The 17,650-nt window shown below is 59.3% G+C and carries 11 protein-coding genes and 5 pseudogenes; 9 read left to right on the forward strand and 7 right to left on the reverse strand.

Annotated elements, in window-relative coordinates; genetic code table 11:
• Window positions 1-148 precede the first annotated feature (148 nt).
• From A5906_RS30520 to A5906_RS30540, 5 genes are all read left to right on the forward strand, one after another.
• Window positions 149-1,243 carry an ABC transporter ATP-binding protein gene (locus A5906_RS30520; RefSeq protein ID WP_080137604.1) on the forward strand — a complete coding sequence of 365 codons (1,095 nt, stop codon included), beginning with the start codon at window positions 149-151 and terminating at the stop codon, window positions 1,241-1,243.
• Window positions 1,244-1,336: 93 nt separating this feature from the next.
• The gene (locus A5906_RS30525) at window positions 1,337-2,404 is read left to right on the forward strand and encodes an ABC transporter substrate-binding protein (RefSeq protein WP_080138909.1); all 1,068 of its coding nucleotides are present in this window, start codon (window positions 1,337-1,339) and stop codon (window positions 2,402-2,404) included.
• A 128-nt stretch (window positions 2,405-2,532) separates the two neighbouring features.
• The gene (locus A5906_RS30530; RefSeq protein WP_080138910.1) at window positions 2,533-3,600 is read left to right on the forward strand and encodes an ABC transporter substrate-binding protein; all 1,068 of its coding nucleotides are present in this window, start codon (window positions 2,533-2,535) and stop codon (window positions 3,598-3,600) included.
• Window positions 3,601-4,079: 479 nt separating this feature from the next.
• On the forward strand, window positions 4,080-4,550 hold the full coding sequence (locus tag A5906_RS30535; protein WP_080138911.1) for a thioesterase family protein: 471 nt from the start codon (window positions 4,080-4,082) through the stop codon (window positions 4,548-4,550).
• Window positions 4,551-5,239: 689 nt separating this feature from the next.
• Window positions 5,240-6,421 (forward strand): M20 metallopeptidase family protein, encoded by a 1,182-nt coding sequence (locus A5906_RS30540; protein WP_080138912.1) that lies wholly within the window; start codon window positions 5,240-5,242, stop codon window positions 6,419-6,421.
• Window positions 6,422-6,841: 420 nt separating this feature from the next.
• Here the strand turns inward: A5906_RS30540 and A5906_RS46480 are convergent, their stop codons facing one another.
• From A5906_RS46480 to A5906_RS30555, 3 genes and pseudogenes are all read right to left on the reverse strand, one after another.
• Complete coding sequence (locus A5906_RS46480) at window positions 6,842-7,396, reverse strand: LysR substrate-binding domain-containing protein (protein WP_080138913.1); 555 nt, start codon at window positions 7,394-7,396, stop codon at window positions 6,842-6,844.
• Window positions 7,397-7,515: 119 nt separating this feature from the next.
• A complete protein-coding gene (locus tag A5906_RS30550; RefSeq protein ID WP_080138914.1) occupies window positions 7,516-8,697 on the reverse strand; it encodes a M24 family metallopeptidase in 1,182 nt (393 codons plus the stop codon).
• Window positions 8,698-9,557: 860 nt separating this feature from the next.
• Window positions 9,558-10,753 (reverse strand): annotated as a pseudogene (locus A5906_RS30555) (IS256 family transposase).
• A gap of 355 nt (window positions 10,754-11,108) precedes the next feature.
• Between A5906_RS30555 and A5906_RS30560 the strand changes: the two are divergent.
• Window positions 11,109-11,945 carry a Crp/Fnr family transcriptional regulator gene (locus A5906_RS30560; RefSeq protein WP_080138915.1) on the forward strand — a complete coding sequence of 279 codons (837 nt, stop codon included), beginning with the start codon at window positions 11,109-11,111 and terminating at the stop codon, window positions 11,943-11,945.
• A gap of 121 nt (window positions 11,946-12,066) precedes the next feature.
• On the opposite strand, the gene A5906_RS46485 is transcribed toward A5906_RS30560, so the two are convergent.
• Both A5906_RS46485 and A5906_RS30570 read right to left on the reverse strand, forming a co-directional pair.
• Entirely contained in the window at window positions 12,067-12,363 is a 297-nt protein-coding gene (locus tag A5906_RS46485; protein WP_161495455.1) for a transposase, read from the reverse strand.
• 420 nt (window positions 12,364-12,783) lie between these two features.
• The gene (locus tag A5906_RS30570) at window positions 12,784-13,092 is read right to left on the reverse strand and encodes a hypothetical protein (protein WP_080138917.1); all 309 of its coding nucleotides are present in this window, start codon (window positions 13,090-13,092) and stop codon (window positions 12,784-12,786) included.
• 46 nt (window positions 13,093-13,138) lie between these two features.
• Here A5906_RS30570 and A5906_RS46490 point away from each other — a divergent pair.
• Window positions 13,139-13,255 (forward strand): annotated as a pseudogene (locus tag A5906_RS46490) (hypothetical protein); the annotation flags it as partial.
• Window positions 13,256-13,279: 24 nt separating this feature from the next.
• On the opposite strand, the pseudogene A5906_RS45340 reads toward A5906_RS46490, so the two are convergent.
• A pseudogene (locus A5906_RS45340) lies at window positions 13,280-13,496 on the reverse strand (IS66 family transposase); the annotation flags it as partial.
• Window positions 13,497-14,372: 876 nt separating this feature from the next.
• On the opposite strand from A5906_RS45340, the gene A5906_RS30575 reads away from it, so the two are divergent.
• Both A5906_RS30575 and A5906_RS30585 read left to right on the forward strand, forming a co-directional pair.
• A complete protein-coding gene (locus A5906_RS30575; protein ID WP_080138918.1) occupies window positions 14,373-15,809 on the forward strand; it encodes a porin in 1,437 nt (478 codons plus the stop codon).
• 419 nt (window positions 15,810-16,228) lie between these two features.
• A pseudogene (locus A5906_RS30585) lies at window positions 16,229-17,100 on the forward strand (IS3 family transposase); the annotation flags it as partial.
• Window positions 17,101-17,118: 18 nt separating this feature from the next.
• Here the strand turns inward: A5906_RS30585 and A5906_RS30590 are convergent.
• Window positions 17,119-17,650 (reverse strand): annotated as a pseudogene (locus A5906_RS30590) (integrase core domain-containing protein); the annotation flags it as partial.

Consider the following 17,650-nt stretch of genomic DNA (forward strand, 5'->3'; position numbering starts at 1 on the left):
AATGCGTCAATTGATCAACCGCACACGCTTCGTGAAAGCCGATCCATACGATCTTGGCTTGGCGCGCGAGAAGTCGCGGGTGGTGAAAAAAGGGCAGGGTAGTCTGATGGTCGGCGCGGTTGCGGGAGGAGGGCCGGGGAGGGGGGCAATGCCAGGCACAGACAAGGCCTTTGTGAAGTTTTCCGAGGTCCAGAAGACCTACGATGGGGAGACGTTGGTCGTAAAAAATCTGAACCTTGACATCGCTCCAGGGGAGTTTTTGACCATGCTCGGGCCGTCCGGCTCTGGCAAGACGACAACGCTCATGATGCTCGCCGGCTTCGAAGTTCCCACTCATGGTTCAATCCTGCTGGGGGGGCGCTCGATTGAGGCGATGCCCCCGCACAAGCGTGACATCGGCATGGTGTTCCAGAACTACGCGCTTTTTCCTCATATGACCGTGGAGGAGAATCTCGCGTTCCCGCTTAAGGTGCGCAAGCTCGGCAGGACCGAGATCGAGGCCAGAATCAAACGGGCGCTCGACATGGTCCGGCTCGGCAGCTATGGCAAGCGCCGGCCCGGTCAGCTTTCTGGCGGCCAGCAGCAACGCGTCGCACTTGCCCGCGCTCTCGTGTTCGATCCCAAGCTCGTGCTGATGGACGAGCCGCTCGGCGCGCTGGACAAGCAGCTGCGCGAGCAGATGCAGCTCGAGATCAAGCATATCCACGAGGATCTCGGCGTCACGGTGGTCTATGTGACGCATGACCAGGGCGAGGCGCTGACGATGTCGGACCGCATCGCGGTGTTCAACGACGGGATTATCCAGCAGCTTGCCGCGCCCGCCGAACTCTACGAGCGTCCGCAGAACGCCTTCGTCGCGCAGTTCATCGGCGAGAACAATCGCCTGCACGGCAAAGTCCTGGCGATGAATGGCACGACCTGCAACGTGGAGATTGCGGGTGGGAGCAACGTGCAGGCGCTGGCGATCAACGTTGAAGCGGTTGGTCGACCGACCGTGCTGTCGTTGCGGCCGGAGCGAGTGCAGCTGAATCCGACGCCGGGCGCGCTGCCCAATGTCTTCAGCGCGCAGGTGGCGGAGGTGATCTATTTGGGCGACCACGTGCGCACCCGCGTCTCACTGTGTGGCCATGATGATTTTGTGATCAAGCTGCCTAACTCCGAAGGCCTGGTGCAGCTCGAGCCGGGCGCGGCGATCACTGTCGGCTGGAAGACGGAAGATTGTCGGGCGCTCGATGCGCCGTGACGAGGGGGCGAAACCTCGGCTTGGATGAGGTCGGCCTTTGCCGACCCGTCCGAATCCCGGGCGGGGCATAACAGACCAGAGGAACGGCAGACGATGAGCAAGACACCTTTGACGAACGTCGCTGCACTCGCCGCAATCGGCCTGGCAGCGGCAGGGCTCGCACCAGCGGAACCAGCCTTTGCTAGCGATCAGCTGACCATTACATCGTTTGGTGGGGCGTACCAGGCAGCCGAGCGCAAGGCGCTCTTCGAGCCTTACGCCATGCAGGCAGGGGTCAAGATCACTGAAGACGGGTACAATGGCGAGTTCGCTAAAATCAGCGCCATGGTCGAGTCCAAGAGCGTAACCTGGGATGTTGTCGATGCAGACGCGAACGCGACCATCCGACTGTGCGCCGACGGTGTCCTCGAGACGATCGACTGGAAGAAGCTGGGCCTCGACCGAACCCGATTCACAGACGGCAACAAGTACGACTGTGGCGTGCCGAATACGATCTACGCCACGGTCCTTGCGTATGACAAGGACAAGCTGCCGAACGGCCCGAAGACCATCGCCGATCTGTTCGACGTGCAGAAATTCCCAGGCAAGCGTGGACTGCTGAGGAGCCCTTTCGGCAATCTCGAATGGGCGCTGATCGCGGACGGGGTGCAGTTTAAGGACGTCTACAAGGTCCTCAATACCTCCGAGGGGGTCGACCGCGCTTTCAAGAAGCTCGACACGATCAAGAAGGACATCCTTTGGTGGCAGACCAATGCTCAGCCCCCGCAGCTCCTGGCTGATGGTCAGGTCATCATGACCTCGGCCGGTAATGGCCGGATCTATGATGCGAACAAGAACTCCGGCAAGCATTTCGAGATCGTGTGGGACGCCCAGGAGCTCGGCATGAATGTCTGGACAATTCCCAATGGCGGTCCGCGGCGAGACGCCGCTTACAAGTTCATCGCCTTCGCCGGCTCACCCCAGGCGCAGGCCAATCAGACCAACTACAGCTCTTATGGGCCTGCCAACAAGGACGCGATTGTGCATGTCGATCCGGCGATCCTGCCACACCTGCCCACCACGCCTGACCACATGGCCAATGCTCTGCAGGTCGATCCAGCCTTCTGGGCCGACAAAGGCGATGATCTGCGCCAGCGCTTTACCGCCTGGCTCGCGAAGTAGCGGAGGATAGTCGGGAGCTCGATGTGCCCGTGACGACGGGCCGAAACTTCGGCTGGGTGAGGTCGGTCCTTCTGCTGACGCCGATCTCATCCTGGATAGGGCATGAACCAACAGAGGAAAGGTAGACGATGAGTAAGACACTATTGATCAACGTCGGTGCACTCGCCGCAATCGGCTTGGCAGTGGGAGGGCTCGCGCCGGCGAAACCCGCCTTTGCTAGCGATCAGCTGACGGTTACCTCGTTTGGGGGGCCAGCGCAGGATGCCGACCGTAAGGCCTTTTTTGAACCTTTCTCGAAGGAAACAGGGATCAAGGTCAACGAGGATGTGTTCAATGGCGAGATCTCCAAGATCCGGGCCATGGTCGAGTCCAAGAGTGTCAGCTGGGACGTGGTCGACCTCGATCCCGGTCTAGCGGCTCAACTGTGCGCCGAGGGCACAGTTGAGCCGATCGACTGGAAGAAGTTGGGTGTCGATCGAGCAACTTTCATTGAGAGTGGAACGTCGGACTGTGGCGTGCCAGAGGTAGTAACCGGCAAGATCGTCGCCTACGACAAAGACAAATTTACGAATGGCCCGAAGACCATTGCCGATGTCTTCGACACTCAAAAATTCCCTGGCAAGCGTGGACTGCAAAGGCGGCCGTTAGAAAACCTCGAGTGGGCCGTAATAGCGGATGGCGTCCCCCTCAACGACGTCTACAAGGTCCTCAGTACCCCCGAGGGCGTCGACCGCGCTTTCAAGAAACTCGACACGATCAAAAAGGACATCATCTGGTATCAGACCAGCTCACAGGCGCCGCAGCTCCTGGCAGATGGTCAGGTCGTCATGGCCTCGGCCTTGAGCTCCCGCATCGTCGATGCTGTCAAGAAGTCCGGCAAGCATTTCGAGATCATGTGGGATACCCTCCAGTGGAACGTCGGAGTCTGGGTCATCCCGACCGGTACCCCGCACCGGGATGCTGCCTACAAGCTCCTCGCCTATATGAGTTTGCCCAAGCCACAGGCTGATTTTTCGAATCTCATGCCTTACGGGCCAAGTAACAAGGCTGCGCTGGCGCTTGTGGATCCGGCGGTCCTGCCCAACCTTCCTAATGCGCCCGACCATATGACCAACGCTTTAAGGGATGATGCCGCGTTCTGGGCCGAGAAAGGCGATGAGCTGACACAACGCTTTACCGCTTGGCTTGCGAAGTAAACTCAACGAGCGGGCGGGGAGGGTCTGCGCTCTCGCCGCCACGCTCGAGCGGTCGAACCCTCGCGAATGAGTGAACGCCCGTCCTGACCCCACGTGCTCCGGTGCGAACTTCCCGCTCGCCTGATCGCGTAGCCTTCCGCCTTGAAACCGCGAATTTCATTAGGGAGAGGCTCGCCCATCGTTTCCCTAGTGCAATCACTGCCCCCTCAACGCGCGACAATGCGTCAGCAGAAAATCTGCAAGAGAGAGAGGCAATTTGCAGAAATGACGCCAATTCGAGAGAAGAACGCAGGAGATCAAAAAACTCTGATTGGTATGTTCAAACGGACAGACGACGCATTTCCATTTGAATGCGCCGATTCGCCGGTACGGCCGGAAATGCTGCTGCAGGCGGACGCCCGCGGGCGCGCTCGACTCGGGACCACGATTTGGGCCCAGAACCTAAGCTCTGAGCCTCAGAGCAAGCCATCGAGGAATCAATGTTCATCTACCGCTGCCAAGTTCGATCATCTTGGCTTGACTCGAACGGACATATGAACGCCCGCCGGCATTTCGAGGTGTTTTCCGATGCTGGCGACCTTGCCTGCCACGACTTAGGGCTGGGCCTGTCCTATATCAAGGAAGGCCATTCCGTTTTTACGGGTGATTTCCACATCACCTACGTCCGCGAGATCCCTGCCGGAACGAGCCTGACGATCGCTACGCGTATCGTCGATCTGGACGCCAAGCGCTTCGTGCTGCATCAAGAGATGATAGACGACCACGACCAAATGCTGGCAGCGACAGCGGAGCAGCTGCAGCTCAACGTTGGCGCGGCAAGTCGGAAGGTTGAGCCATTCCGCTCCGAGGTCCTCACGCGCCTTCGTGATGCGCAACGTAACCAGGATTCAAGCCTGCCGCGGAATGTGGGCCGCACAGCGTCTCTAGCGGCCGGGGCACCGGCGCGATGAGCGTGGCGTCCGACGTTCCGCGGCAGCGGCGCAGCCGGCCGACGCATCGGCGGTGATGGCTTTGTAATTTCGAACAACGAAAGCGGCGCCAGGACTTGCGTTCTCCATCGCCGCTTCGGACTGAGAGTGAAAAGACCCGGACGTGAGTCATTTCCGCTCTGCGATTTCGTTGTTTTGTCTCTCCCGTTAACTCCGGATACGATACATCTGATAACGGCAGCCGAGATCGCGCGGAGTGACCCGGCGCATTCGGATTTCAGGTCGATCGCCGACTTGATAAAGGCGCGGCAGATGGCGCGCGCTTGATGGTGTCTTGCTCGTGTCTTCGAGCGATCCGCGCTGCTCTTGCCTGGGCCACGTTATAGACGAGATTAGATCCTCGCGCGCCGAGCAAAAAAGTAAACGATGTTACAAGCCGCGAATGCCGACCCGCATTAAAGCTTCGCATTGGTCGCTTTTCTCGCGCAATTTCCGCGAACACGGCCCGAAGATCAGGGAAAATTGCTTCTATTTAAGCTATGATAGCGAGTATGACCCCCAAAGGGCGGCCTGCCATTCCGGTCGCCCGCGTCTTGCCGAGGTCGATTCCCGAGACTCCGACTTCGCGGTCGCCTCGGCCGCAACGACGATCACATTCAGGGGCAGGAACGACCAGATTAGTCTGAGACGGGAATGAAGGTTCAAGCCACATGAACACACGCACCAACAGCTTTCTCTCGGATGCCGAGCGCGAAGCAGTGATCGAGCTGCGCCATGCTATGCATAGCGAGCCTGAGCTCTCTAACGCAGAACGGAAGACTCAGGAGCGCATTCGCAACATGCTTCTGCGATTCGGCCTCGACGGTGCGAAGGTTTTCCACAACACGGGTCTATATGTCGACATCGAAGGCGCCGCCTCCGGTCCGAAGCGATCGATCGCCGTTCGCGGCGATATTGATGCTCTCCCCATTCAGGAGGAGCGCCAGGATTTGCCCTATCGTTCGCAAGTCAACGGCGTCATGCATGCTTGCGGTCATGATGTGCACGCATCGATCGCACTCGGCACGGCGCTCGCATTCCATCGCATGCGCGACAATTTTTCGGGCAAGGTGCGTGTATTCTTCCAGCCAGCCGAGGAGGCTGAGCCGCTCGGCGGCCGCACGGTGAAAGAAGAGCAGCTGCTGGACGGCTTTGACGGAGCCGTCGGCTTCCACGTAAGTCCAGATATTCCGGCTGGCGTGTTCGACGCCTGCGAGGGCTCGATAACCAAATCCGCAGATCAGTTCAAGATCAACATCACTGGTAAGATGGCCCATGGCGCGGCGCCGCATAATGGCGTCGACGCAATCACCATCGCTGCCGCCTTCGTGAACGAGGTACAGAAAGTCGTCTCCCGCGAAATGCCGGTCGATGACGGCGCGGTCGTCACGATCGGAACCTTCCATGGCGGCGAGGCGACCAACATCATCTGTCCGTCCGTCGTCATGGAGGGAACAATCAGGACTCGCAGCCCGGAACGGCGAGCGTTGCTATCGCAGCGCGTCCGCGAGGTGGCAGAAGGCGTCGCTGCGATGCATCGCGGCCATGCCGAATGCAGTATCCGCACAGGCGAGCCCCCGGTCGTCAACGATGGCGAAATGGTGAGGCGTTTCCGGAAAGTTGTTCATGACACGCTCGGCCGCGATGCATTGACCGCGAAAAAGCGAGCTGCAGGTAGCGATGACTTCGGCTTCTACGCAGCTTGCGTGCCGTCGCTTTATTTCTGGTTCGGTACCCGCATAGCCGGCAACGAATCATTGGTGCATACGCCGACATTCGCCGTCGCCGATGATCTGCTCATTCCGACGACGGAGCTCGCGGTCAGGTACGTACTCGATCTGGTGAGTTCCTGAGGAGTTCATAGGCTCGATCGGCATCGGCTCACAGGCGTACTTTTCATCAGCTGCGCCGAACCTTTCCTTCCCGACGCTTGATTGTGCCCTCGGTGTCGGCCTGTCCACGCGGCGAAGGATCGAGAGCGGCGGCCCTTTGTAGAGAGGGCCGGGAGGTCCTTCGGAGGAATGAATTCTTCCCGGAACCACGGGAAGACCCTGGGGGTGAGGGTTTCAACAACCCAGTCGAGCGCGCATCGAACGCGGACGACGCGGGAGAGGTCGGGATGATAGGTCAGGCAGATGTCGAGCGGGAAGATCGCATCGATCTCCAAGGGTAGCATGCCCGGAAAGAGTACATGCATGTAGCTTGGAGCCCTATTCCAGCTCCGTTGATAACTGTGCAGAGCAGGGCTGTGCTGCTGTTCGTGCTGAACATGGCTATATCGCGGAGCTTGACGTCCGGCGGAAGCAACCCGGAAACGATCTCCTCGATCTCGCACTGAAACGCCAGACGATGGTCCCGCAGTTCAGCGGTTGTTCTCGGCATCTCGAGCTTGGCGATATGCGATGGGGAAGCAGTCGGTTCGCATGCATCCTGCAAATGCGCATGATCTTGGCGTCTGGGTTGGTCGACCAGCTAATCTGAATAGAAATATCAGCTTCGCCCCAATGTATATCCGCCGACCTTTCGGAGCGCTGGAGATCGATCCGTAATTGCGGGTGCTCCGATTGGAAGTCGACCAGCCGCGGGCCTAGCCAGTTGGCGCCAAGTGCTTCAGTGGTAGCGAGCCGCACCGCGCCGCTTTTAGGACCCAAGAACCGATGTTCTTGGGTACATCCTGGGGCGAGCACACGCGCTTGACTGGGGCCCAGTCGACAGTATCGGCCATGCGCATTCCAGGGTAGAGCGCTCCAGGCAGCTGATGACGAAGCCAGATGCCAAGTCAGGCACACCTCGGGCGCGTTGGTCAAGCTGACCACACCCGCCTTCATACGCCACGGCCCCGCCGCACCGAGCCGTCTCACGAGGGCCAGACCGGTGTTCGAGGTCGCCGGCCGCCCAGGCCGTGGTGCGGCCCCGTTCAGGCGAGACGGCCGGCGCGCGTTCCAATCTAAAGTTGGAAAAGCTTCCTTGGTACGGTCGTCAAGACTTCAATGCCATTGTCGGTAACGCGGAATGTCTCGCTGATTGCGTAACCGAAATCCTCTTCGACCCAGTTGCCCAGCATCACATGGAAGGTCATATTTGGCTTAAGCACCGTCATATCGCCATCCCTCAGGCTCGCAGTCGGCTCTGTCCAATCAATGCCGATCGCGTATCCACATCGCGATTCCTTGGTGAAACCCTGCTTCTCAAGTGTGCGGTAGAAGGCGTTCGCGACGTCACTACAGGTCGCTCCGGGCCGGACCGTGTTCAGCGCAGCCTCCAGGCCCGCGACCTCCGCTTCATGCAGACGACGCAGACGGTCGGAAGGCTTGCCGATTACGTAAGTGCGCATCAGCGCAGCGGTGTACCCATGGCGAACGCCGCCTACTTCGAGATTGACCTGCGAACCATCACGAAAGACGTCGTCGCTCCATCGAATGTGGGCCGTGCCTGTGCGCGGCGAGGAGCACATGCAATAGGGCGCAATAGCTGTTCCGGGTTTGCCGTTGGCACCGCGGATTAGCGTTCCAATGACCTCGGCTGCCGCGTCAGCTTCGCGCACGCCAGGGCGTATCACTTCTGCCGCACGCGTGATTGCCGCATCAGCGATTGCGGCCGCTTGCCGCATGACTTCTATCTCCAGATCGGACTTAACGAGCCGGATCCAGTCTATTGCTTTGGAGCAATCCACAATCCTAGCTTTTGGCAGTCTTGCCGCGAACTTGTCTTGGCTCCGCCCAAACTGTCTAAGCGTCAGGAAACCCGGCTCGAGGCCCACGCCGCGGTTCGCGAGGCCACGGTCGTGCAGAAAATCGATGACTAGGTCGTAGCCGTCCTTCTCAGGATTAGCGATCAGGTTTTCTGGATAGCCGATCACGTTATTGCGGTCGAGAAATGACTCATGGATCGCTGCCGGCGCGTCCATCCGACGCATGATGAACGTCGGCTCCTCTTCGTGCATCGAGACAACAAGGCCTTGGGGGACGTACGATGTATAGGCAGTGTGGCCCGAAAGGTAGGTTATGTTCGAAGGACTTGTTACGACAAGGGCATCAATGTCGCGTTGAGCCATTTCTGCTTTCACTGCGGCGAGCCTGCGAAGATATTCTGCTCGTGGAAACAGCTGCGGTCCTTTGCTGATCGTCATTGTCTTAGCTCCATCCGGTTTGATAGATTAGAAATTCTTGGTTCACCGTTCGCGCTAGTCTAACGCTTTGTGTCGACCAGCCAGGGCTGCCTCTTCCATCTGAAGAAGCGCGGGTCACGAGCAGTTGCGATCGAGCGCCATCCTCCTGAGCTCATCACATGCGGTTACGGAGAGGCGTTGAGCTGAAGACCGGCGATTGTAGCCGAAGCTTCGGGGCATTACACCGCGCCGAGCTCAGACTGCGGTCACGAACTGTCACAATCTTCATCTCGAACCAGCTCCAAGAAACAGCTTTTTGCGCCGAGCCGCTTAGTGCTCTTTTGCGATGTTACAGCCGATCAAAGCTGAATTTCCGCAATATATGGCCTTCCAGAGCCGCAATTTTCGCCTCAGCACGGAGAATACAAACTTTTCGGGCAATCGGCACCGAAGCTCGTCTGAATCTGAGTTCGAGAATTGTTTTCCAGCTACGCTCCGCACATCCCAAATCTCTTCGCCAGTTCAACAGCAGGCGGCGCCAGGCGGGTAGGGCGCCTTCGCGGCCGACACCGTAGTCGAACTGGCGCCATGATCAGTGAGTGAGGACGCTAGAAACCTTAGTCGACGGCATGCGCCACTCGGTGCGAAGGTGGGCTGGACGAGACGACGATCCCGCCGCTGAGCGGACGACCATCAGGCGCCAACCAAATCGAACCCGATGAAGGCATTTGTGGTTTTCAACCACTCGATTACATTGTAAGGACATCGACTGCCGTAATCATGCTTGGCAGAATCAAGGATTGCCTCCGATCGTGTCCCGTGGCGTGGTGTAGCTGACGGCAGGTCACCGCCGATTTTCCGGCGGGTCGGANCGGAAGGCATCAGCCTGCCACGGCGGGCAAGCCGACGATGGGATCATCGCTCAACGGCGCTGGTTTCCAGCGTCATGTAGCGGGCCCGCTGAACCGCCCACTCGTCGTTCTGCTCGAGCAGGATCGCGCCGACCAGGCGAACGATGGCGTCTTCATTTGGGAAGATGCCAACCACCTCGGTCCGCCGCTTGATCTCGCCGTTGAGGCGCTCGATCGGATTGGTCGAATGCAGCTTGGCACGGTGCTGAGGCGGGAAGCTCATATAGGCGAGCACGTCTGGCTCGGCCTCATCCATGAAGGCGGCGAGCTTTGGCAGTTTGGGACGGAGCTGGTCGGCGACCTTGCGCCACTGAGCCCTGGCCGCTTCGGCATCGTCCTGGGCAAAGGCGGTGGCGATGAAGGCGGAGACGACGCGTCTTCCGCTCTTGCCGGCATGGGCCAGGACGTTGCGCATGAAGTGGACGCGGCAGCGTTGCCAGGCGGTGTTGAGCACCTTGCTGACGGCGGCCTTGATGCCCTCATGCGCATCGGAGATCACGAGCTTGACGCCACGAAGCCCGCGCCGAGCGAGCTTGCGCAAGAACGCGGTCCAGAACGTCTCGGCCTCCGAGGGACCGATGTCCATGCCGAGAACTTCACGCCGGCCGTCGCTATTGACGCCGACCGCGATGATCACCGCGACCGAGACGATCCGGCCATTCTGGCGCACCTTCACGTAGGTGGCGTCGATCCACAGATACAGCCAGTCACCCTCGATCGGGCGGGCGAGGAAGGCCTTCACCTTGTCGTCGATCTCGGCACACAGTCGGCTCACCTGGCTCTTGGAGATGCCAGTCATGCCCATAGCCTGGACCAGATCATCGACTGATCGGGTCGAGACGCCCTGCACATAGGCTTCCTGCACCACCGCGGTGTGCGCCTTTTCGGCCATCCGACGCGGCTCCAGGAAGCCCGGGAAGTAGCTTCCTTTGCGCAGCTTGGGAATGCGCAGCTCGACCGCGCCGGCGCGTCTCCCAGGTCCGGTCACGGTAGCCGTTACGCTGGGCAAGGCGCTCGGCATTCTTCTCGCCGTAGGCCGCTCCGGTCAGCCCGGCGACCTCCAGCTCCATCAATCGCTGGGCGGCAAAGCCAATCATCTCGCGAAGCAGATCGGCGTCTGGGGCCTTCTCCAGGAGCGCGCGAAGGTTCATCATCTCGTCGGTCATCGGTGGTTCCTCGAATCAGGTTGGTGTCAGCAACCCAACCCTACCGGCGAACTGCCGGTGACCACCGCAAAGCCGTCCGCCCGCTACGGCGCTATCTGAGGGCGCGCGTGCGGACGGCTTCGCTCTACCGAGCTACACCATCACTGGGGACACGACCGCGCCTCCCGCTAGGCCTCCGATATCAATCTCGACGTGTGCCTCGTCGAAAATCATCGAAAGAGCCCTTGGAAGCGCGGTATTTCCGCGCCAACGCGCGGCTCACTGCATTAAATCAGATCGGAATCCCGCTACATTCTGGGGTCAATTTCCATGCCGGCGCCGGATCATAGATCCGTCGCCAAGAGGCGGACCGCACATGACCCAGCAGCAGGTACCCGCAGTCCTCGAACCGCATGACGGCTCAGCTCGCTCGGCTCTCGATCCGGTATACGTCACGCCGCCGATGCACCACCTGTCCGACGCGACGCGTCGCAATGCTTGGCCTTTGAAAAATGCGATTTTGGCAAGATTTTCTCTGCAAGACCGCGCGGCAATAGCTCAGTTTCTTGAGCCCATCGTCCTGAGAGAAAGGATGATTCTGCAAGACCCGAGGGGCCATCTTGAGTACGTCTACTTTATCGAATCGGGGCTCGTATCCTTAAGGATTGTCGGTGCGGGGAGCATCCTTGAAACTGCAGTTATAGGCCATCGGGGGGTAATCGGGGCTTCGCTCCTGCTGGGAGCGCACCTTTCGACGCACCAATCTGTAGTGCTCTTTACGGGAACCGCTTATCGGATTCCTGTCGAGGATCTACGCAGCGTCATGGCCGAATGTCCCCAAATCCGAGAACAACTTTCTCGGTATGTTCAAGCACTGAGCCTGCATTGCGCTCAGACGGGATTATGCGGGGTTCGGCACGATCGCGAAAAGAGGCTCGCTACCTGGCTTTGTCTGGCGAGTGATGCTTTCGGCGCTCACGTACTTCCAGTCACTCACGGCTACCTTTCTTCTCTCCTAGGACTGCGCCGCGCGAGCGTAACAGAAACACTAACCCGATTCCAACAACAAAGGTTACTTCGTAAAACACGCGGCGTCTTGCAGATAGATGAGCGTAAGGCTCTCGAACAAAAGGCGTGTGGCTGCTACAAGCTTATTTCTGACGCTTATGCCTCTTCTGAGTTAATAATTTCACCAAAAGAACGCCCGCTCTAGCAGTCCTTGAATCATTATCCGACGTCCAGAAGTCGACCAGCTACTGCCTAGAGCCCTACCGCTCTCAAGGTTGTCGTCTGAGAACCTGATTGCAGTTTACTAAGCCAATAGCGTGGCCGCCTCACGTGTAAGCGTATTCTGCGTTGGCGAAGTTGGGGCGCGCTCCTGCGGCGTGAAGCAGGCGAACAGAGCGCCGACGCGTTTCCAGGTTGCCTCGACGGTTCGGCCGGTGGCCTTTCGACGCAGGGTCTTTGAGCCTGGCAAAAGTCTGCTCGATCGGATTGAGGTCGAGACAATAGGGCGGCAGGCAGAACAACTTTGCGCTAGCGGCGGCGCTAATGGCGCGCCGGACGGACTTTCCTTTGTGACGGCCGGGGTTGCCGATGATGACAACGTCGCCGGGCTTGAGCGCTGGCACCAGCACCTGCTCGACCTAGGCCAGGAAGCTTTCGCCGTTGATCGGTCCGTCGATCACGCATTGAGCGTCGACCCCGTCGTGGCGCAGCGCAGCAAGGAAGGTCAGCGTCCGCCAGCGGCCATGTGGAGCCTTCGACGGGCCGCTCGCTACCCAAGTGCTGCCAGGGTGCAAGTCATGTTCGTTTTGGCTCAGGTATCGTCGATAAAGACGTGGGGTGGATCAAGCGTATCACTCCGGTGGCGGCTGCCTTGTTCGGTTGACAAGCTGCCTCAGGGGGGCCTGACCCTTGCGAAAGCAGGTGAAGGTATGGGGCGTCGTACGCCGGCGCAGCTAGAGTACGACTAGAAGGTTCGCTTCGTCGAGGAGACCGTGCGGGCGGGCGAGACTGTTTGTGGGTTGGCGCGGCACAGAGTCTGCTGTTCACTTGGCGCCGGCAAGCGCGCCAGGGCCATCGGGCGGTGATGCCGTGGGATCTCTTGGTCCTGTCGAGGACACACCTGCGCCGGCACCGCTATCGATCAGCACGCCACAACCGGCGTCTTCGCCCCTGCGCAGCGCGTGAGGGCCGGAATCATCGAGATTGAGCTTGGCGATGGCTGTCGCGTGCACGTTGACCGGGACGTAGATGGTGAAGCGCTGCGGCGGGTTCTTGAACTGTTGGACGATCCCGACGCCGAGCGGCGTCGGAGTTTGGATCGCCCCTAGCCACACCGACATGCGCCGCGGCATGTAAAGCCTGGCTCTTACGGTTCAGCAGAGCTTGAAGCGCTATCCCTTGACGGCGACCTCTACATCTTCCGGGGCTACCGCGCGTGATCTGGCCAAGATTCGTTGGCAGGATGGGCTGGGCATCTTGCTCAACGCTAAGCGCCTTGGCCGTGGGAAGTTCATCTGGCCGGTGGCGTCGGCCCGCGCCTGCCAACTGCTCGATCAGCCGCGCCGAACGCTCTGTCGGTCAGCCATGATCTGGTGCTTCAGTTTGGCGATCTGCAGCTTCTGCTGTGCAATCAGCGCGTCTTCCTACGCATTCGCGCGGGCGATCGCGAGTTCGGCCGCGATCTCCAAACCCTTGGCGCGCTCCTGTCAGCCCCCTTATCCGGGGCGGCAAGGTCATCTGGAACGGCGTCGCGGTCGTCAGGCGACGCACTGAATCACAGATTGGACCCGATGTGACTCCCCCAACGACTGCAACCGCAGACTTCTTCGCTCAGCCCGCGCTTTTCAGTCGCCAGCTCAGCTGTTGATTCCGCCAGTCGATGCCCTTGAGCAAATAGGCCATCTGCGCCGCTGAGATCGATACCGTTTCGTTGGGCGAATAGATGCGCTCGCATCGCCAAATCTCCAGTTCTCCGCGACGATCGAGTTATGATTGGCCTGTCTCCGAACGAGGTAGAATCTCCTCACGCGACATATTGGTCGCCGCGAATACACCTCTTCGAGGCGTAGCAGATTGCATTCCCCCTGGTCGCGCGCCGCGCCGTCCTGAACTACTACCCACTCGCTGCATCATTGGTAGATCTGCTCATAGCGTCGAAGAACGGAGCTGACGTTCTCTCAAGTTTCGGACGAAGCACGATCCGTGCGACCAGTAGTAGATCGTATCAGCGTATGCGTCCTTCTGATAGCTAACGCCAATGCACGATACGGACGCTCGTGATGCAAATATAGCACGTTGCCAGTGCAGATTAGTTTCCGCGGTCCGCTACGTACAAAGTTTGCGAGCCTCCAAGCAGATGCAGTCGGCTAGGCTTCACGGGCTTGTCACGGGATGAGCCCTGCCGCGCCGTCGAGAAGCAACAGCTCGCTGTCTGGGTTGTCTCAAGATGATGGGTAGTCGCGGACTCTAATACCGGGTTTGGAAGAGGACCTGCGCGGGATCCATGACGAGGCTAGGCCAATAGTGCTGTTCAAAATCACAACGATGGGTGCTGTCATGACGTGATCCGACCAGAAGAACGTTACTCAGCACTATGTACCTGGTTTTATTAACTTGCGATGAAGGGGGGCGTATGACGGCCATTGAGAGACGGGTTGCAAACGGCGTAATTTTAGGGCTGGCCATTGCTGGCTTGACGGTCACTGCGCAGGCGGCGGATTTGGGCGAGGTCCTGAAAGCGCCAGCTCTAAAGAACCCAATTCCTGATACGCTGACTTGGAACGGCATCACGCTTTATGGCGCGCTAGATCTTGGATACGCCTATTCGGACAATGCTGCTCCGATCGGCAACTACTTTGCGGGCGTGAATGCGAACGTCTTCGCGAGCCCTCCCGGACGAGGACCAATTTCGACTATAAATACGCAAGGCTATTCATTCGTCGGTCTCAGGATCGAGGAACCCCTCGGATATGACTGGAAAGCGATCGGCCGGGTTGAAACCGGCTTCAGTCCGCTGACCGGCCAAATTAATGACGGCTGCAAGACTCTCCTCGACAACAATGGCAAGCCGAACAGCCAGCAAACCACAAGCGGGGACTCGAACCAATGCGGTGGGCTCACCCGCCAAGTCTGGGTCGGAGTAAGCAACAAAACCTACGGGCAGCTGCAGGTTGGCCGAAATAATTCGCTCGCCGCGGATTCGATCTGGGGTTTCGACGCGGTTAATATCGCCGACTTCTCGGCGATATTTTGGGCGACGGGATTTTCCGCTGGCGCGGGAGCTACCGAAGCGGCCAGGTGGAACAATTCAGTCAAATACGTCTATACGAATGAGTTTCTTCACGCTGGCGCCATGTTCGCCCAGGGGCAGCACCAGGGCTCGTCTCTCCATGGCGATTCCTATGCAGCTAACTTCGGTTTTAACTGGCAGGGCCTGTATGTCGACGCGGTATATACCGCAGAGCGCGACGCCGTGAGAGCTGGTCTCTTCGGGGTTGGTGGATGCGGTGTGGCCGGCACGCCGAGCTGCGGTACTCTTACTGTCACCGGACAGAATACTGATGCGTGGGCTCTCATGGGCAAGTATGCCTATGATTTTACTGGCGGTGCCAAGGGAGCTCCTCTCAACAGGCTCACATTCTACGCGGGCTACCAGAATATCACATATTCGAATCCGTCCGACCCACTATCTATCGGGGATACCACAGTCGGCGGCTACATGTTCGGTGCGGTCAATAACACCGCCTATTCCTTTGACCACAAGAATGTTGGGTTTGCCTGGATTGGTGCGAAGTATGAAATTGGCGGCTGGGCAGTCTCAGCGGCATACTACCGTGCAATGCAAGGCTACTACCAGGCGAATGCTACTGCCACACCATGCTCCAACAATTCCCACTCGTACTGCTCGGGTGCCTATGAAACCGCGTCCCTCTCTGCCGTTTATTCTTTCGATAAACACTGGGATGTTTATGGTGGTGTTGTTTGGTCGAAGCTCAGCGGAGGCTTCTCCGCCGGTTACGATAACCCGTCCACAACTACCTTCCTGACGGGTGCGATCTTGAGGTTCTAATACTCACCTATTGGCGTGCCGCGACAGCTAAGATCTAATTCGTCTACGTATCGTTCCCTGGGGACTTAACAAACGTCCCCAGGGCGGATCAATGTTTGCTACGCAAAAGAGTGCGGAGCCTTCCGCCGCAATATCTAGAACATCGCTAGCCTGCTCTAACGTCAGCAGCGCGCCACGAATGCTTTGGTCGATCTCGTCCTCAGAGAGAGTAGAACCACTGGGATCGCAGGTTTCTATCGCGACTAGCCCCCGAAGTTCAGTGAGAAACAGAACGTTCCTCTGTGAACGTCTTGAACATGATGAGTGTCGCCGATCCGGGTCGCCGACTGACCTGTGTTGGTCTTTGTAGAGCTTTTGACCTTGCCCCACGGGCTTAATCCAGTTTGAAGTTCGTTCTGGCCCACAACAAGGACCAGAGCATGAAACGCAGCCGCTTTTCGGAAGAGCAGATCATCGGGATTTTGAAGGAGCATGAGGCCGGCGTGTCGGTCGGCGATCTGTGCCGCAAGCATGGCGTCAGCGACGCCAGCATCTACAAATGGAAAGCCAAGTTCGGTGGGATGGAGGTCTCGGAGGCCAAGCGGCTGAAGACCCTGGAGGACGAGAACACACGGCTGAAGCGCCTTTTGGCCGACGCCATGCTGGACAACGCCGCCTTGAAGGACCTCGTGGGAAAGAAATGGTGACGCCCGCGGCCAAGCGGAAAGCTGTCGCCCATCTCCGAGGCGCGTTCGGGATGAGCGAACGGCGGGCGTGTAAAGCCATCGGCTGCTGCCGCATGACCATGAGATACCAAACGACCCGGGCGGACGAAGCCGGCCTTCGCCAGCGCATGCGGGCAATCGCCCAGGAACGTCGTCGTTTCGGCTATCGGCGCCTGCATGTGCTGCTCAAGCGGGAGGGCTATCTGGTCAACCACAAGAAGCTGTTCCGGCTGTACCGGGAAGAGAGGCTCGCGGTGCGCCGCCGTGGCGGCCGCAAGCGGGCGATCGGGACCCGGGCGCCGATGACGGTGGCGATGGCGCCGAACGACCGCTGGTCGCTCGACTTCGTGTCGGATCAACTCACCGACGGCCGCCGCTTCCGTATCCTCACCGTCATCGATGATTGCACCCGCGAGTGCCTGGCGCTGGTGGCCGACACCTCACTCTCCGGTACCCGAGTGGCGCGGGAGCTGGACCGGCTGGTGATGGAGCGCGGCAAGCCCAAGACGGTGGTCAGCGACAACGGCACCGAACTCACCAGCAACGCCATCCTGACATGGGCAGATCAGAGCCGCGTCGCCTGGCACTGACCTGCCACTGAATTTTCATCCAGCGGCAGTTAGAGTCTCGGAGTTTTGTACGCCAAGTGGCGCGGGTGGAGCAACGGACGATCGGCGGAGCTGGTCGGGGTTGCGCAGCCGATCGTCCGTTGCCGGTGAGGTGGGCGGCGTAGGCCGCGGGGGTCAGGTATTTCAACGACGAGTGTGGACGCTGGTGATTGTAGTCGGCGACCCACTTGGTGATCTTGGTGCGGGCGTCGTCGAGATCGAAGAACAGAGTCTCGTTGAGTAGCTCATCGCGCATCCGGCCGTTGAAACTCTCGACGAAGCCATTCTGCATGGGCTTTCCCGGTGCGATGAAGTGCCAATCGATGGCTGCGTCCTTGCACCAAGCCAGCATGGCGTTGCAGGTGAACTCGGTGCCATGGTCGGACACGATCATTCCTGGCTTGCGGCGTCGCTCGATGATTGCCGTGAGTTCGCGGGCCACGCGCCGCCCCGAGATCGACGTCTCCGGAATGGCGCCCAGGCATTCCTTGGTGACGTCGTCGACGATGTTGAGGATGCGGAAGCGTCG

The sequence above is a fragment of the Bradyrhizobium sacchari genome, from assembly GCF_002068095.1.
Classification (GTDB): domain Bacteria; phylum Pseudomonadota; class Alphaproteobacteria; order Rhizobiales; family Xanthobacteraceae; genus Bradyrhizobium; species Bradyrhizobium sacchari.

Excerpts from the sequence above, each read along its gene's own strand:
- A5906_RS30560 (WP_080138915.1), top strand. The coding sequence starts at position 11,109 with ATGACCCAGCAGCAGGTACCCGCAGTCCTCGAACCGCATGACGGCTCA.
- A5906_RS30525 (WP_080138909.1), top strand. The coding sequence starts at position 1,337 with ATGAGCAAGACACCTTTGACGAACGTCGCTGCACTCGCCGCAATCGGC.
- A5906_RS30540 (WP_080138912.1), top strand. The coding sequence starts at position 5,240 with ATGAACACACGCACCAACAGCTTTCTCTCGGATGCCGAGCGCGAAGCA.
- A5906_RS46480 (WP_080138913.1), bottom strand. The coding sequence starts at position 7,396 with ATGAAGGCGGGTGTGGTCAGCTTGACCAACGCGCCCGAGGTGTGCCTG.
- A5906_RS30520 (WP_080137604.1), top strand. The coding sequence starts at position 149 with ATGCCAGGCACAGACAAGGCCTTTGTGAAGTTTTCCGAGGTCCAGAAG.
- A5906_RS30535 (WP_080138911.1), top strand. The coding sequence starts at position 4,080 with ATGTTCATCTACCGCTGCCAAGTTCGATCATCTTGGCTTGACTCGAAC.
- A5906_RS30575 (WP_080138918.1), top strand. The coding sequence starts at position 14,373 with ATGACGGCCATTGAGAGACGGGTTGCAAACGGCGTAATTTTAGGGCTG.
- A5906_RS30550 (WP_080138914.1), bottom strand. The coding sequence starts at position 8,697 with ATGACGATCAGCAAAGGACCGCAGCTGTTTCCACGAGCAGAATATCTT.
- A5906_RS30530 (WP_080138910.1), top strand. The coding sequence starts at position 2,533 with ATGAGTAAGACACTATTGATCAACGTCGGTGCACTCGCCGCAATCGGC.
- A5906_RS30570 (WP_080138917.1), bottom strand. The coding sequence starts at position 13,092 with ATGCCGCGGCGCATGTCGGTGTGGCTAGGGGCGATCCAAACTCCGACG.